This window comes from Lacticaseibacillus suilingensis (assembly GCF_016861845.1).
In the GTDB taxonomy this organism is placed as follows: Bacteria; Bacillota; Bacilli; order Lactobacillales; family Lactobacillaceae; genus Lacticaseibacillus; species Lacticaseibacillus suilingensis.
Genome location: NZ_BOLV01000018.1, coordinates 18939 through 32358 on the forward strand (window position 1 = coordinate 18939; position 13420 = coordinate 32358).

14 protein-coding genes are annotated in these 13420 nt (G+C 54.0%); 5 read left to right on the forward strand and 9 right to left on the reverse strand.

All coding sequences use genetic code 11. From position 1 onward, the window contains the following. Positions 1-2: 2 nt before the first annotated feature. The 4 genes from cysS to JUF11_RS10535 are packed head-to-tail and all read left to right on the forward strand — an operon-like array spanning position 3 to position 3134. The gene (gene cysS / locus JUF11_RS10520) at positions 3-1406 is read left to right on the forward strand and encodes a cysteine--tRNA ligase (RefSeq protein WP_204119574.1); all 1404 of its coding nucleotides are present in this window, start codon (positions 3-5) and stop codon (positions 1404-1406) included. After that, positions 1403-1825, forward strand: coding sequence for a Mini-ribonuclease 3 (locus tag JUF11_RS10525; protein ID WP_204119575.1), 423 nt, complete (start codon positions 1403-1405; stop codon positions 1823-1825). The genes cysS and JUF11_RS10525 overlap by 4 nt, the downstream gene beginning before the upstream one ends. Beyond that, positions 1803-2594: a 23S rRNA (guanosine(2251)-2'-O)-methyltransferase RlmB gene (gene rlmB / locus JUF11_RS10530; RefSeq protein WP_204119576.1), complete on the forward strand. Its 792-nt coding sequence runs from the start codon at positions 1803-1805 to the stop codon at positions 2592-2594. Before JUF11_RS10525 ends, rlmB begins: the two co-directional genes overlap by 23 nt. Beyond that, a complete protein-coding gene (locus JUF11_RS10535; RefSeq protein WP_204119577.1) occupies positions 2595-3134 on the forward strand; it encodes an NYN domain-containing protein in 540 nt (179 codons plus the stop codon). Between the two features lie 53 nt (positions 3135-3187). Here JUF11_RS10535 and JUF11_RS10540 read toward each other — a convergent pair whose 3' ends face one another. From JUF11_RS10540 to JUF11_RS10560, 5 genes are read right to left on the reverse strand one after another with little or no spacing between them, the layout of a single operon-like run. Then, positions 3188-4171, reverse strand: coding sequence for an aliphatic sulfonate ABC transporter substrate-binding protein (locus JUF11_RS10540; RefSeq protein ID WP_204119578.1), 984 nt, complete (start codon positions 4169-4171; stop codon positions 3188-3190). Next, a complete protein-coding gene (locus tag JUF11_RS10545; RefSeq protein ID WP_204119579.1) occupies positions 4149-5687 on the reverse strand; it encodes an AMP-binding protein in 1539 nt (512 codons plus the stop codon). The genes JUF11_RS10540 and JUF11_RS10545 overlap by 23 nt, the downstream gene beginning before the upstream one ends. Continuing rightward, a complete protein-coding gene (locus tag JUF11_RS10550; RefSeq protein WP_236000556.1) occupies positions 5671-6867 on the reverse strand; it encodes an acyltransferase in 1197 nt (398 codons plus the stop codon). Before JUF11_RS10550 ends, JUF11_RS10545 begins: the two co-directional genes overlap by 17 nt. Further along, positions 6860-7576, reverse strand: a complete 717-nt coding sequence (locus JUF11_RS10555; protein WP_204119580.1) for an ABC transporter ATP-binding protein — start codon at positions 7574-7576, stop codon at positions 6860-6862. Before JUF11_RS10555 ends, JUF11_RS10550 begins: the two co-directional genes overlap by 8 nt. After that, positions 7569-8390, reverse strand: a complete 822-nt coding sequence (locus tag JUF11_RS10560; protein ID WP_204119598.1) for an ABC transporter permease subunit — start codon at positions 8388-8390, stop codon at positions 7569-7571. Before JUF11_RS10560 ends, JUF11_RS10555 begins: the two co-directional genes overlap by 8 nt. A gap of 224 nt (positions 8391-8614) precedes the next feature. On the opposite strand from JUF11_RS10560, the gene JUF11_RS10565 reads away from it, so the two are divergent. Next, positions 8615-9148, forward strand: coding sequence for a sigma-70 family RNA polymerase sigma factor (locus JUF11_RS10565; RefSeq protein ID WP_204119581.1), 534 nt, complete (start codon positions 8615-8617; stop codon positions 9146-9148). A gap of 222 nt (positions 9149-9370) precedes the next feature. Here the strand turns inward: JUF11_RS10565 and JUF11_RS10570 are convergent, their stop codons facing one another. The 4 genes from JUF11_RS10570 to JUF11_RS10585 all read right to left on the reverse strand — a co-directional run bounded on the left by JUF11_RS10570 (position 9371) and on the right by JUF11_RS10585 (position 13342). Further along, positions 9371-10348 carry a polyprenyl synthetase family protein gene (locus tag JUF11_RS10570; RefSeq protein WP_204119582.1) on the reverse strand — a complete coding sequence of 326 codons (978 nt, stop codon included), beginning with the start codon at positions 10346-10348 and terminating at the stop codon, positions 9371-9373. Then, on the reverse strand, positions 10345-10917 hold the full coding sequence (locus tag JUF11_RS10575; RefSeq protein WP_125579901.1) for a Gx transporter family protein: 573 nt from the start codon (positions 10915-10917) through the stop codon (positions 10345-10347). The genes JUF11_RS10570 and JUF11_RS10575 overlap by 4 nt, the downstream gene beginning before the upstream one ends. Continuing rightward, positions 10914-11342, reverse strand: a complete 429-nt coding sequence (locus JUF11_RS10580; RefSeq protein ID WP_204119583.1) for a NusG domain II-containing protein — start codon at positions 11340-11342, stop codon at positions 10914-10916. Before JUF11_RS10580 ends, JUF11_RS10575 begins: the two co-directional genes overlap by 4 nt. Positions 11343-11431: 89 nt before the next feature. Continuing rightward, positions 11432-13342, reverse strand: a complete 1911-nt coding sequence (locus JUF11_RS10585; protein WP_204119584.1) for an NAD(P)/FAD-dependent oxidoreductase — start codon at positions 13340-13342, stop codon at positions 11432-11434. Positions 13343-13420 lie beyond the last annotated feature (78 nt).

A 13420-nucleotide genomic window follows, 5' to 3' on the forward strand; every position in this document is an offset into this window, starting at 1 on the left:
GAATGCTGCAACTATATAACACGCTCACGCGGCAAAAAGAACCATTCACACCGATCAAACCAGGGGAAATCAGTATGTATGTCTGTGGCCCCACGGTGTACAACTATATTCACATTGGCAACGCCCGCTCGGCGATTGCCTTTGATACCATCCGCCGGTACTTCGAGTATCGCGGCTACAAGGTGAATTATGTCTCAAACTTCACCGATGTTGACGATAAAATCATCAACGCTGCGCATGAAACCGGCGAGGCGCCGCTTGACTTAGCACAGCGCTTCATTGATGCGTTCATGGCCGACACCGGCAAGCTAAATATCGAACCAGCCACGGCGCATCCTCGCGCCAGTCAAATGATTCCGGAAATCATTAGCTTCGTTGAACGGCTGATGGCCAAGGGCTATGCCTATGAATCCGAAGGCGATGTCTATTATCGCGCCCGCAAGTTCAAGCACTACGGCGAGTTGGCTAACAAAAACGTCGACGAACTGGAGCAAGGCGCCTCCCAGCATGTGGCCGATGCCGAAACCGCCCGTAAGGAAGATCCGATTGATTTTGCCTTGTGGAAAGCGGCCAAACCCGGCGAAATTGCCTGGGATTCGCCTTGGGGCCAAGGCCGGCCAGGCTGGCACATTGAATGTTCCGTGATGAGTACCACCCTGCTAGGCGATACCATCGATATTCATGGCGGCGGCCAGGACCTCGAGTTCCCGCACCACGAAAACGAAATCGCTCAGAGCGAAGCCGCTACCGGTAAGAAATTTGTCAACTACTGGATGCACAATGGCTTTGTGACCATCGGGGAAGCCGACGAAAAAATGAGCAAGTCGCTGGGTAATTTCATCACGGTGCATGACATTGTCAAAACTGTTGATCCTCAAACGCTGCGCTTTTTGATGGCCAGCACCCAGTACCGCCGGCCGATTCGCTATTCTGAAGCCGGCCTCAAGGAAGCCGCCCGCAACCTCGAACGGTTGAAAATTGCCCGCGAGGCCGTGGCCTACCGGCAGCAAGGCGCCCAACCTGGCAGCAGTGCAGAGGTGACGGCTCAGTTGGCCAGTCTGAAAGGCGCCTTTATCGCCGCCATGGATGACGACATTAACGTGCAAAATGGCCTGGCCGTGGTTTACGATTTGGCCAAGCTGATGAATGAAGTCGCCGGCGCCGATACGGTTTACGCAGACACCCTGCAGGCGCTACTCGATGTGCAGGCGCAGTGGCTGGCGATTTTCGGCGTGCAGTTCCAAGCCGAGCTGCTGGATGCCGACGTCGAAGCCTTGATTGAAAAGCGCAATGCCGCCCGGGCCGCCAAGGATTTTGCCTTGAGTGACCAGATTCGCGACGACTTGCAGGCCAAAGGAATTTTACTGGATGATACCGCACAAGGAACGAGGTGGCGCCGCAAATGACAGCTGACGCAAAACAATTGAATGGCATTGCCCTGGCGTACCTGGGGGATGCCGTGTATGAAGTTTACGTGCGCGAGCACCTGTTGGACCGCGGGTTAGTGCGGCCCAGTCAGCTGCAAAAAGCGGCGAAAAGTTTCGTGTCGGCCAAGGCCCAAGCGGCGCTGATTGGCGAAATGGAAGCCCAAAATCTGCTGTCTGAGGAAGAATGGGACTATTTCAAACGCGGGCGTAACGCCAAAAGCTACACGCACGCGAAACATACCGATGTGGTGACGTACCGCATTTCCACCGGGTTCGAAGCGTTGTTTGGTTATCTGAAGTTAACCGCGCAAACGGCGCGCATTGATGAGCTCGCTGCCTGGTGCATTGCATTTGTCGAAGAAGGAGGGACAGGCCATGGCCAATTCAAGACCAAGTGAAGCCCATCGCAGTCAGCCCAAGGATCAAGCGCACGAGGATGAATTCGTCTTCGGCCGCCATGCTGTGGCCGAAGCGCTGAAAAATGGGAGCGCCAAAACCATCAACAAGCTGTTCGTCCAAAACGGCCTGAATAGCGATCCGGTGCGGGCGATTGTCGATAAGGCGAAGAAGCAAAAAATCCTGGTTAGCCAGGTGCCGAAGACCAAGCTGGATCTGTTGACCGATGGTGGCAATCACCAAGGCGTGATGGTGGCGATGACGCCTTACGCCTATGCCACCTTGGATGAGCTGTTCGCGCATGCCGAAGGCCACGACCCGTTCTTTGTGATTTTGGATAACTTAGAAGACCCGCAAAACCTCGGCTCAATTTTACGGACAGCTGATGCGATTGGCGTGGATGGGATTATCATTCCCAAACACCGCGCGGTTGGTTTGACCAGCACCGTGGCGAAGGTCTCAACTGGGGCCATTGAGCATGTCCCGGTGGCGCGGGTGACGAATTTGGCCCAAACCATCAAGCAGCTCAAGGATAAAGGGGTCTGGATCTTTGGCACCGCTATGGATGGCCAGGACTTCCGCCAGTGGAATGCCACCGGCAGTATCGCCCTGGTGATTGGCAACGAAGGTAAAGGCATTTCCCCTGGGATTGCCAAATTGATGGATGCCACTTTGACCATTCCAATGGTGGGTCACGTGCAAAGCCTCAATGCCAGTGTCGCTGCCGGCATCTTGATGTATCAAGGCTTTACCAGCCGCGGAGGCAAATAAATGCGCCGGCATTTGTTGATTGTGGATGGCTACAATGTGATTGGTAATTGGCCGGAATTGGCCAAGCTCAAAGCCACCGGTCATTTTGACGCCGCTCGCGATCAACTGCTAGACGAAATTGCCGAGTACCGGGCGCATGAAGACGCCGAAATTATTGTGGTGTTTGATGCGATGTATGTGCCCGGCATCGGCGAAAGCTATGATAAGTGGCAGTTCAAAGTGGTGTTCACGCAGCAGGATGAAACCGCCGATAGCTACATCGAGCGCCTAGCCAATGATCTGAATACGCCGCTGGTGCAGCTCACCGTGGTCACTTCTGATCAGGCGGAACAGTGGACGGTGTTTTCGCGCGGGGCACTGCGGATTTCCTCACGCGAGTTCCATGGCGAAATTGCGCGGTCGAACCGCGAGTTCACCCATTCCACTGACCCGTTCATCATGCGGGAAAGCAAGCGCAACACCCCTTGGAGCAGTGAACAGCTGCGCAAGTTGGATAAAGCGCGGCGCAAGCTCACGCGGCATCCAGATCAAGATCAATAAAAAATGATCAGCCAAAGTAAAATCTTGGTTGGTCATTTTTTATTTGGCAGACGTCACTTCGAATCAAGCAGCGCGTCAGTGATGTCAATTTTCTTGGTGATGATGCCTTGTTCATAAAAGACATCGGCGATTTTTTGCTGCTCGGCAACAATCGCATCGGTGACTGGCGCCATCGAGAAGGTGCGGCGCTCCACAGTGAGCTTCATAATCTTCTTCGACAGTTTTAGCGTTTTGCTTAGCATATCGATCAGTTCAGTGGGGTGTTTGGTCGCCCAAGTCATATCTTGACCCATGTACTTAATCAACAAGCTGGAGACTTTGGTGTGGTTCTTCGCATACTTGCGCGTCGCCACCACGAAGTCCCGGTTCATGGCCAGGCCCTTGGCATTGGTCAGCAGCTTAGCATCCTGCTGGACCTGGGCGGTGGCGGTGTACGGGTCCCAAGTGACCCAGGCATCGACGTTACCTTTGGCAAAAGCGACACTGGCGGCACCTTGGTCCATGTTAACCAGCGTCACGTCTTTGGTGGTTAAACCAGCTTTGGCGAGCACCTGAATGATGGTAAATTCGGCGGCAGTGCCTTTGGCGTAGGCAATGCGCTTACCTTTGAGTTGTTTGATTGAGGTGATGCCTGAATTTTTGCCGACCAGCACGCCAGTCCCGTATTCTTTCGAGGCGCCGGCGCCGATGTAGACCAGATCCAACCCACTGGCTTGGTTAACCACCGGTGGGGTATCGCCTAACCGGGCATAGTCAATGTTGCCGGATTTCAGCGCAGTCATCAAGGCAGCGCCGCTTTGGAATTCCTTGAAGACGACCTTGTAACCTTTGGCCTTCATCTTCTTGGCGAGCTCGCCGCGCTGGCGGGAAATATCCGCTGGATCGGCTTTTTGGTACCCGACCACCACCCGGGTCAGTTTCTTGCCGTCGCTACTAGTGGAGGTAATCGTTTGGGTGTAGCCGTATACTGCGACCGCCAGCCAGGCAACTAGTGCCAGAAGCAGCAAAGCGATTTTAAAGCGCGGTTTGTGTGACATGGTCGCCCTCCTTCAGCCATTGCTTGAGCATGGGCCGCAAGACTTTGCCGGTTTGATTGCGCGGAAATTCATCCAAGAACATCACCTTGGTGGGCGCTTCGTACTTCGCCAGGTGGGCGCGGCCGTATTCAAGCACGGTTTGGCGCTGCTCCTCCTCGTTTTCACCAGGTGTGGTGGAAATAATCGCGGCTGTGACTTCTTCGCCGTAGAGTGGATCAGGCAGCCCAATCACGCACAACTGCGCGATGAAAGGTAGTTCGTCGAGCACGTTTTCGACATGAGCCGGCGCCACTTTTTCGCCGCCGCGGGAAATGATTTCCTTGGCGCGGCCTTTAACAAAGAGATAGCCATCTTCATCAAAGTAGCCCAAATCGCCAGTTAAAAACCAGCCATCAGCAAAGGCCCCTTCGTGCGGATCCATGTACTGATCGATGACATGGTCGCCGGCAATGACAATTTCACCCAGCACAGAAGGCGCAGTGGTTAAAGTGCCATCTTGCTGGCGGATTTTGACTTTGGTGCCGAAAGGCTTGCCCGCAGAGCCAATCTTCGGCGCTTCCAGTGGGTTAATCGTGCACTGGCTGGCAGATTCCGTCATGCCGTAGCCTTCAATCACATGGGTGTTGAAGCGATTCTGGAAAGTGCGGAGCTGATCTTCCGGCAGGGCAAACGAGCTGCACCGGGTGAACATCAAATTAATCTCGGTGCGACGCTGATGGTAGACTTGATTGGCGGTTTCGTTGAGCAGCAGAATGCCCACAATCGTCGGCACCACCGACGTCCAGTTGACCCCGTTATCGGCCACCCAATTCCAGAAACGAGAAGCCGAGAACTTCGGCGCAATCACGAGCTTACCACCAGCCATGCGCATCGCCAAGGCGACCATCACCTGCGCGTTGATATGAAACATGGGCATGGTAATCAACGCCACCGAGTCTTCATGCATGTCGTTGCTCTGAGCGTCATGCGTGGCAGCGTTGAAAATCAAACGCTGCGACAGACCGACGCGCTTGGGCTTGCCAGTGGTGCCACTGGTAGCTAAAATCAGCGCCAGGTCGTTTTCGGTCACTGGGCCGGCTTGGGCCGGGCCGCGGTCAGCTGGTGCGACCACCAGCGTGGCAGTCGGCAGGGTGGCCAGCGTCACCGCTTGCTGGGTGAAGCCGTCACGCCGGACCTGAGCGGCCATCTCTGGTAGAAGCAGCATGGCGGCATAGTGATGCTCATCGCGGTCAGCCAGCAGCTCACTGGCCGGGCTGGTGGGGGAAACTGGATGGACGGCAATCCCGACTTGCCAAGCGGCTTGGTCAATCGGGATAAACGCGGCAGAATTTGGCAGACACACCATCAAAACATCGCCGCGGCCTAAGCCAGCCTCTTGCCAGCCTGCTTTCAAAGCTTCAATGTCTTGGTCTAAATCCGCGCCAGTGAACCAGCGGTCTAAGGCGATGTCTTTGACCATGGGTTGGTCCTGATGCGATTGATTTTGCTGAGTCAGGTGTTTATTTAGCGGTGTCATTAAGCAAAGCTCCTTTAGGTTGACGATTATGTTTTAACAAGTGCCATTGCGGCCGACCAATCAAAATGCCAAACGGCGGCACCTTGTAGCAGAAACAGGCAATGCCGAAGGACACGGCCAGCACGAAGACGTACCCGAGTGGAATAGCGGCGAAATAGCCCCAATCCGACAAATGAGTTTGCGCCAAAATCCAGCGCAACAGGGTCAGGCCGATGGTTTGATCAAGGTAAATCCCGAAGGACACCTTGGCGCCATTTTTCACCCATTGATCCAGCCGCGCCGGCATGCCATGCTGGCGCCAGTCCGAGTATTTCAGCCCAATCCAGAAAATGGTCAGAATCATCAGCACGTCATACACAAACATGTAAGGCTGGTGCGGGGATACCGCATAGCTGTGAGCAAAGCCGAGCACATTGCGGTTCCAGAAGTAGTACGGCACGGTGCCGACACTCAGCAGCAAAGTCGCTGTAATCAAAGCGCGGGCGTGCTTGCGAATGCCTTGAACCATCTGCTGGTAGTGGAGCGACGTGTATTCACCAAAGATGAAGTAGAACTGGTAGGTGAAGACATTGACCCCGTAAGACCGCACCCACCAGGTCAGGTTGGAGCGATCCATGAATTGATAGTCATACTTGATGAAGAACACCACTGCCAGCTGGACGAGAAAGCTGACCAGTAAAATCAAATTGTGGTTCGATACTTTTTGGAAGAGTTTCACCATGAACGGAAACAGCACATACAACTGCAAGGTGACCACAATGTAGTACAGATAGAACTGATCGCCGTGTAGCAACGCAGAGGTTAACGTCGGCCAATAATTAGCCCAGGTGAACGGGGCAATCGCCAAGAGGCAAGACGCCGTCAGTAAGATGATGTTCCACAGCACATAGGGCCAGCCGGAGCCGGCAAAGCGTTTTTTGAAGAAGGTGGGCCAATCATTGCGATGATAGTAGTTCAAGGTCAACACCAGCCCGGTCATGAACATGAAGCCCATCCGGGTGAAGTGAATCAGCAAATGCGTGGCCAAAAGCGTCATGTGCGGCGCCCCAGCGGCATCAGCCATCGACTGGGAAAAAGCAGTGGTGGTGTGGTTAAGCAGCACCCCGAAGATGAAAATGATTCGCATTAAGTCGACTTCATGTAGATAAGGCCGTTTCTTCTTCTTGGTCGTTTCAGGCACGAGCGGTCACCGCCTGTTCTGGCGCGAGAATGACCTCAAGGACTTCTTCAGCGACTCGGGCCACGGTTTCGGCATCTTGCCCTTTAGCGCCTTTGGTCTCATACACATTGCGGCCACTTTTGACCACAATCACGCGGTCGGCCATGCGCGCTGCTTCATCCACGTCATGGGTGATAAGCAGCGTCGTCAGGTGTTTTTCGTCACAGATTTGCGTGATGAAGGCCTGCATATTGCGCCGGGTCAAGGCGTCCAAAGCGCCAAGCGGTTCATCGAGCAGGAGCAGTTGTGGATCAGCCATTAACGCGCGCGCCAAGGCCAGCCGCTGTTTTTGCCCACCAGAGAGGGCCGCCGGATACTGGGCGGCAAAGTCACTCAGCCCCACAGCGTCGAGGGTCGCTTGGGCCCGAGCTTTGACCTTGGCATCGTGACTGTTAAAAGAGACGTTTTGAAGCGTCGTCATCCATGGCAAGAGCCGGCCGTCCTGGAACATCACTCGCGTCACCAAGTTCGGCTGGCTGTAAGTGATGGTGCCGGCGCTAGGTTGCTCCAGTTGGGCGATCAAGCGCAGCAGCGTGCTTTTGCCGCCGCCACTCATGCCGACTAACGCGACGAATTCGCCTTGCTGAATGTCAAAACTGACATCTTTCAGCGCGTGATTATCGCCGTATTGCTTATCAATGTGGTCGAGCGTCACCAGAGCATTACTCACGGCTGGCACCTCCTTGGTTTTGCCAGTTGAGGCAGAGACTTTCTAGGGCTTTAGCAATCAGGTCGGACAACTTTCCGAGTAAAGCGTAAATCACGATACAGAGCAGCACCGTGGCCATGTCCATGAATTCCTGGGCGTTGGTAGCCATGTATCCAATCCCGGAGTTCGACGAAATGGTTTCGGCCACAATCAGGGTGGTCCACATGACCCCCAGGGCATAGCGCACCCCGACCAGAATCGTTGGCAACGCCCCAGGGAAAATGATTTTGGTGAACTGTTCCCATTTGGACAGGCCATAAGCGTGGCCCATTTCCATCAAATTCGGATCCACACTGGTGATGCCGTGGAAGGTGTTGATGTAGATGGGGAACATGACCCCGATGGTGACCAGTGAGATTTTGGCGGTTTCGCCAATCCCTAGCAGAATAATCACCAGTGGAATCAAGGATAAATGGGGGATGTTCCGCAGCATTTGAATCGAGGAATCCAGCAGCCGCCGACTGAACATGGATAAGCCATTGGCCAATCCTAGGATAAAGCCGATGCTACCGCCGAGCACAAAGCCAGTGGTGGCGCGGTATAGTGAAATGCTGATATTCTTCGGCAGTTCTCCGGTTTGCCACAGCGCAATTCCGTCTTGAATGACGGCAAGCGGCGAGGGTAACAGCTGACTGTCCACCCAACCTGCCGAAACCGACACCTGCCAAATCGCGATCAATAAAATAGGTAATAGAAAGGGCAAGAGCCCTGCCCAGCTAAAACTGAAAGACCGAGCTTTGTGCGTCGTTTGCGGCGAGGTCGTCGTTTGGTCCATCATGGTCATCTCCGTTTCTGAAATTTTAGACTATTGCTATTCTAAGAGATAAATTTGATGAAAATGTGAATATGCTAAGAAAAACACGGAACAACGCAATCAGTCTAGTGATGCGCTCGATGTGCAGGTTGCCACAAGTACCTGCTAACACCTGTTCGCTAGGCAGCAAAATAGTTTCCTGCTACACTACCGCCATAGACTTAGCCCGCCGTAAAGGAGGGTTTATGAATGCTGAAGAACTCAGTTTGATCCAGCGGGCACGCACTGATTCTCAAGCGTTTGCGACCTTATTCAATCAGTATCTGCCGCTGGTACTGAAAACCGTCAAAGCGTATTACATTCGCGATTTCGCCTATGATGACTGGTTGCAAGAAGCCCGGATTGCAATGTTGAATGCCGTGCGCCGTTATGACGGCAGCAGTGGCTCCCGCTTTGGCTCGTTTTACCGCATGGTGCTGGTGTCACACATTAATTCCTTGCTTCGCAATCGGCTGGCGCAAAAACGCATGGCCGATGCCACCGCTATTATTATTCCCGACCCCATTCCCACGACCTTTGGTGAAGGCACAGTCAGTTATCGCATCGAGGAAAATCTCTTCATCCGCGCCGAACTCGCTCATTTCATCGCCAGCCTCTCGGACCTTGAACGCGCCGGCCTCATCGCCCAGTTCGATCAAGCTACCCCCAAACCTGACCGCCGCGCCGTCGAACGTAGCAGAGCCAAGTTTGGCAGCTATTTGAAAGAACAATTGTATTAAGGAAAGGCAGCGGAGCATGGCCGCTCTTAGCCGGATGGGTAGCCTTTCTGCCGCATGTCAGCCTGTACGCGCTAAGCGCTACAGGCTGATCAAGCCACTCCGGCGTTGGCCTTGAGCAGCGCAACTAGCGCAACCAGTCCAGCATTTCCAGTTTTATCCAAAGCAAATAGCCCCTCTTTGACCGTGACGTCAAGGAGGGGCTATTTCAGTGTGGCGAACATTTTACTGTTTCCGGGTCAGTAGCGACTCAGTAAGCTGAATCAGCAGTGCCCGCGCCGGCAAATCCGGCAAGGTCGCTAGCTGCGCCTGCGCTTTGGCGGTGTAATCTGCTGCTAAAGCGCGCGCTTTGGCCACGCCGTCATATTGCTGGATCAAGGCCAGCACAGCGTCGACATCTTCATCGCTCATGGTCTCACGCTTGGCTAAGAGCGGCGTAAACGCTTGGCGATTTTGGCTCATGGCGAGTACCAGCGGCGCGGAGTAGACACCTTGACGCATGTCTTCGTGCACGGGCTTGCCCATGGCCGAAGCGGTGGCGGTGTAGTCGAGAATATCGTCTAACAGCTGAAAGGCGATGCCGATGTTCAGGCCAATCGCCTCGGTTTTCTTGGCAAATCGCAGCGACTGCCCGCTCTCATAGGCGCCAATGAAGGCCGCTAAAGCAAATAGCTGGCCAGTTTTGCCGGTGACCTGGTGCAGGTAGTCGTCAATGGTCATGTCAACATTGTAGCGGCGGGCCATCTGGGCCATTTCGCCGTTCAAAATCCGTTCCATGCTGAGCGAATCTTGCTGCACGGAGCGAAGGTCGCTGGCGTAATGCGCAATCAACTTGAAGCAGACCACAAACAGATAGTCGCCGGCGTAAACCGCCACATCATTGCCGAATTGGGCGGCAATGGTGGGCTCATTGCGCCGGGTGGCAGCCTTGTCCACAATGTCGTCATGCACCAAGGTGGCAGTATGCAGCGTTTCAATCGCAGCCGCCAAAGCAATCATTTTCTGGCGGTCAACGGTTTTGAACTGGGAAAACAGCAAGCAGTACGCAGGGCGCAGCAGCTTGCCGCCGCTATTGATCATGCGCACCAAGGCTTCGGCGACTGGCTTATTGTCGGGATGCACTTCATCTTCAATCAGCTGCAAAGTCGCGCTCAATTCCGGTGCTAGCGTGGGGTAAGCCGCCCACATTGGGTGTATCTTCATGATTTTGATAACTCCTTCTTCGGGCGTTTCTGATGATCAAAGCGCAAGCGCTTGAGGGTATCGATGTGTTCGAATAGAAAATTGGCCGCCACGCCAACCGCAATTCCTGACAAAATCCCCATGAACGCCAGCACCGGCAAATACAACATCACAGTCCAACTTTGCGCAATCAGGCTGGCTACAAGCAGCTGCCCGACGTTGTGCAAAATCCCGCCGGCCGCAGAAAGGCCAATCATACTGATGCGCTTTTCACCGAGCTGTTTGAGTAGCAACATCCCGCACCAGCTGAGCAAGGCGCCTGCACCGCTGTACATGAAAGTCGACAGCGTCCCACCAAGCAGGGTAGTCAGCAGAAGCCGTAGCAACATCAATAAGAAACTGTCAGACACAGACATCGTGTACAATGACACAATCGTAATCAGGTTGGCCAAGCCGAGCTTGGCGCCAGGCGCAAACGCGAAAGGAAAGGGAATCATCCGCTCCAGCAAGCCGATGATCACCCCTTGCGCACAAAGCAGGGCAATGTAAATCACCTGTCGCGTTCGTTCTGGGCGATAAGCGCGCCTCATTCAGTCACCATCCCGCCGGCGCCGGTGTTGGCCGCCTTGCTGGACTTGATTTCAACCAGGAGCTTGTGAGGCAAGCAGACAATGGTTTGGCCGGCCCGTTCAATCTTGCCTTTTTTGACGCAAAGCTGATCGGGGCAGTCGGCATCGCTGATTTCGATTTGCTCATTGGTGGCAACGACTTCATTGTATTCATTACCATTTTTAAAGCGAAATTTGCTGACGCCGTGATGGCCGGTGAGCTGGATGTGATAAACCTCTTTGCCATCATGGGTGACCACTGCGGTCAAGACTTGGTCAGCCGCTTGCGCCTTTGCCTGCTGGCGGGCAAAGACCACGTAAGGGATGAAGGAAGCCAGCATGAGCGCTAGAACGATGATGACGTCCCAGGGCCGGATCATTTTTAAATACTTATTTGATTTCGCCATGCTGTGCCTCCTTTCTAACTTGAGGGCTTGGCATAAAAAAGAGTTCCGGGGTCAAGTCTACCCCAGAACCCCTTAAGCAAGCAATGTTGCTATTTGGCTACATCACTGCCATATAACGCTTTTGGTTTTCCGTACCACCACTTGCCGAAGGTCTTTTGCAGGTAAGGGACAACCCACTTATCAAGCCCAAAGGCCCGGCCTGAGCCGTTCATCACGGCAATGGCCATCGGGATCATCCAAATGTTGACCCAGTAGAACATGCCAGACAGGCAGAAGATGGCGGTGAACATCACCGAAGTAGCACCGCTGAGCCAAGTGAAGAGCCCAGCCACCAGCGCCAACCCGATCAGAATTTCAATGACGGTCATGGTCTTTTGCATGAAGAAGGCAACGTCTTGGTTCGGAATCATGGCTTTGGTGATGCTGTACATCCAGTTTGGCATCTTTTCAAAGACCATCATCGGTTCCTTCCCATATTGATAGGAAAGGGAGAAGACGGACTTCACGGCTTTGGCCGTGGTCGCCACGGCATCAGCGCCGGCGCCAGAAGCGGCGCTGGTAGCGTCAGCCCCAGCAGCGGAAGCACCACTGGTCGTGGCTGGTTGCAACCAGTCAAATGGTAGGCGCAGCTTGTCGATGAACCAGGATTCCTTACCGGAAATCTTGCCGGCACAGTCAACCAACCACATCAGGCCTAAGAAAATCCGCGCTGGCACCGCCCAAAGGACATTACCTTGGCGAGAAATGTGACCGCGCATCAGGTTGCGGTCGTCATGGGTGCGGAAGAACTCGTGCATCAAGTACTGGAAGAAATAATAGCCAGAGTAGGTCTGCAAGAAGTAAAGCATGTTGACCAGGTGCTTCATCAACATGGCGAAGAACCCGGAAAGGTGCAGCCAGCCCATGATGTTGGCCACGCCGTAGCGGGAACCCAACGAAACCATGAAGCCAGAATAGGATGCCTTGTAGTCAACATCTGCCGCTTTGCCAGCGACTTGGTTTTCAATGTTGAGCAGGGCAGTCTTGGCACTGGCTTCGGCGCCTTGCACGATTTGTGGTTCGCCGCGATCGGAGTTGCCAGCAAAGAAGGAGACGTCCCCAACGACATAAATCGCAGGGTCATCTTGCGACTGCATGTGGCTGTTGACCACGATGCGGCCAGCGCGCGCCTGGGTCAAACCGAAGTTAGCCGCTTGGTCGGTGGCTTTCACGCCAGCGGTCCAGATCAAGGTGGCGGTTGGATAGGTGCTACCATCCTTCAGGTCAACATGGTCTTCGTGAACGCCAACCACGCCAGTGTTCTTCATGACCTTGATGCCACGCTTGAGCATGTAACGCTCCGCCTTATCGGCATCGGAGCGATCCAGCATGTTCATGATGGTCGGGGCCATTTCCATCAAAGCAAAGGTAATCTCTTCAGGATCTAGCTTGTATTCCTTGGCCAGGCTATCACGCCAGTCGCGCAATTCGCCGATGGTTTCGGTCCCGGTAAAGCCAGAACCAACCACCACGATGGAGAGCAGCGCCTTGCGCTTAGCTGGGTCGTGTTCTTCAGCGCCGCGGCGCACCACGTCCTCAACGTGCTTCTTCAAGGCAATGGCATGTTCCCATGAGCCCAAGGTGAAGCCGTGTTCTTTGACGCCAGGGGTGCCAAAGTCATTCGGTTCAGAGCCAATGCCGAGCATCACGTAATCGTAAGGATACGCACCATGCTTGGTTTTGACTTCTTTCTTCTCGCGGTCGATCGTGGTGACCGTGTCAGTGACGAGCTTAACGTTCTTGCGCCGGCAGAACAGCCGCTGCAAGTCGTATTGAATCGCATCTTGAGGGACGCGATCCGCCGCCACTTCATGTAACTCTGTCATATAGGTAAAGTAGGAATGACGGTCAATCAAGGTGATCGTCACGTCTTTATCGTGTTTAAAATGTTTGGCAAGCCGCTTGGTGGCGTAGACCCCCGCGAAGCCGGCGCCAACAATAACGATATTCTTCTGCGCCATGGTAACACTCCTTAATTTTGAATAATGCCAAAAGCTTGTTCAATGCAACACCAATTATACCTTTTTAGTACAGTAATT

Excerpts from the sequence above, each read along its gene's own strand:
- cysS (WP_204119574.1), top strand. The coding sequence starts at position 3 with ATGCTGCAACTATATAACACGCTCACGCGGCAAAAAGAACCATTCACA.
- JUF11_RS10525 (WP_204119575.1), top strand. The coding sequence starts at position 1,403 with ATGACAGCTGACGCAAAACAATTGAATGGCATTGCCCTGGCGTACCTG.
- rlmB (WP_204119576.1), top strand. The coding sequence starts at position 1,803 with ATGGCCAATTCAAGACCAAGTGAAGCCCATCGCAGTCAGCCCAAGGAT.
- JUF11_RS10535 (WP_204119577.1), top strand. The coding sequence starts at position 2,595 with ATGCGCCGGCATTTGTTGATTGTGGATGGCTACAATGTGATTGGTAAT.
- JUF11_RS10540 (WP_204119578.1), bottom strand. The coding sequence starts at position 4,171 with ATGTCACACAAACCGCGCTTTAAAATCGCTTTGCTGCTTCTGGCACTA.
- JUF11_RS10545 (WP_204119579.1), bottom strand. The coding sequence starts at position 5,687 with ATGACACCGCTAAATAAACACCTGACTCAGCAAAATCAATCGCATCAG.
- JUF11_RS10560 (WP_204119598.1), bottom strand. The coding sequence starts at position 8,390 with ATGGACCAAACGACGACCTCGCCGCAAACGACGCACAAAGCTCGGTCT.
- JUF11_RS10565 (WP_204119581.1), top strand. The coding sequence starts at position 8,615 with ATGAATGCTGAAGAACTCAGTTTGATCCAGCGGGCACGCACTGATTCT.
- JUF11_RS10570 (WP_204119582.1), bottom strand. The coding sequence starts at position 10,348 with ATGAAGATACACCCAATGTGGGCGGCTTACCCCACGCTAGCACCGGAA.
- JUF11_RS10575 (WP_125579901.1), bottom strand. The coding sequence starts at position 10,917 with ATGAGGCGCGCTTATCGCCCAGAACGAACGCGACAGGTGATTTACATT.
- JUF11_RS10580 (WP_204119583.1), bottom strand. The coding sequence starts at position 11,342 with ATGGCGAAATCAAATAAGTATTTAAAAATGATCCGGCCCTGGGACGTC.
- JUF11_RS10585 (WP_204119584.1), bottom strand. The coding sequence starts at position 13,342 with ATGGCGCAGAAGAATATCGTTATTGTTGGCGCCGGCTTCGCGGGGGTC.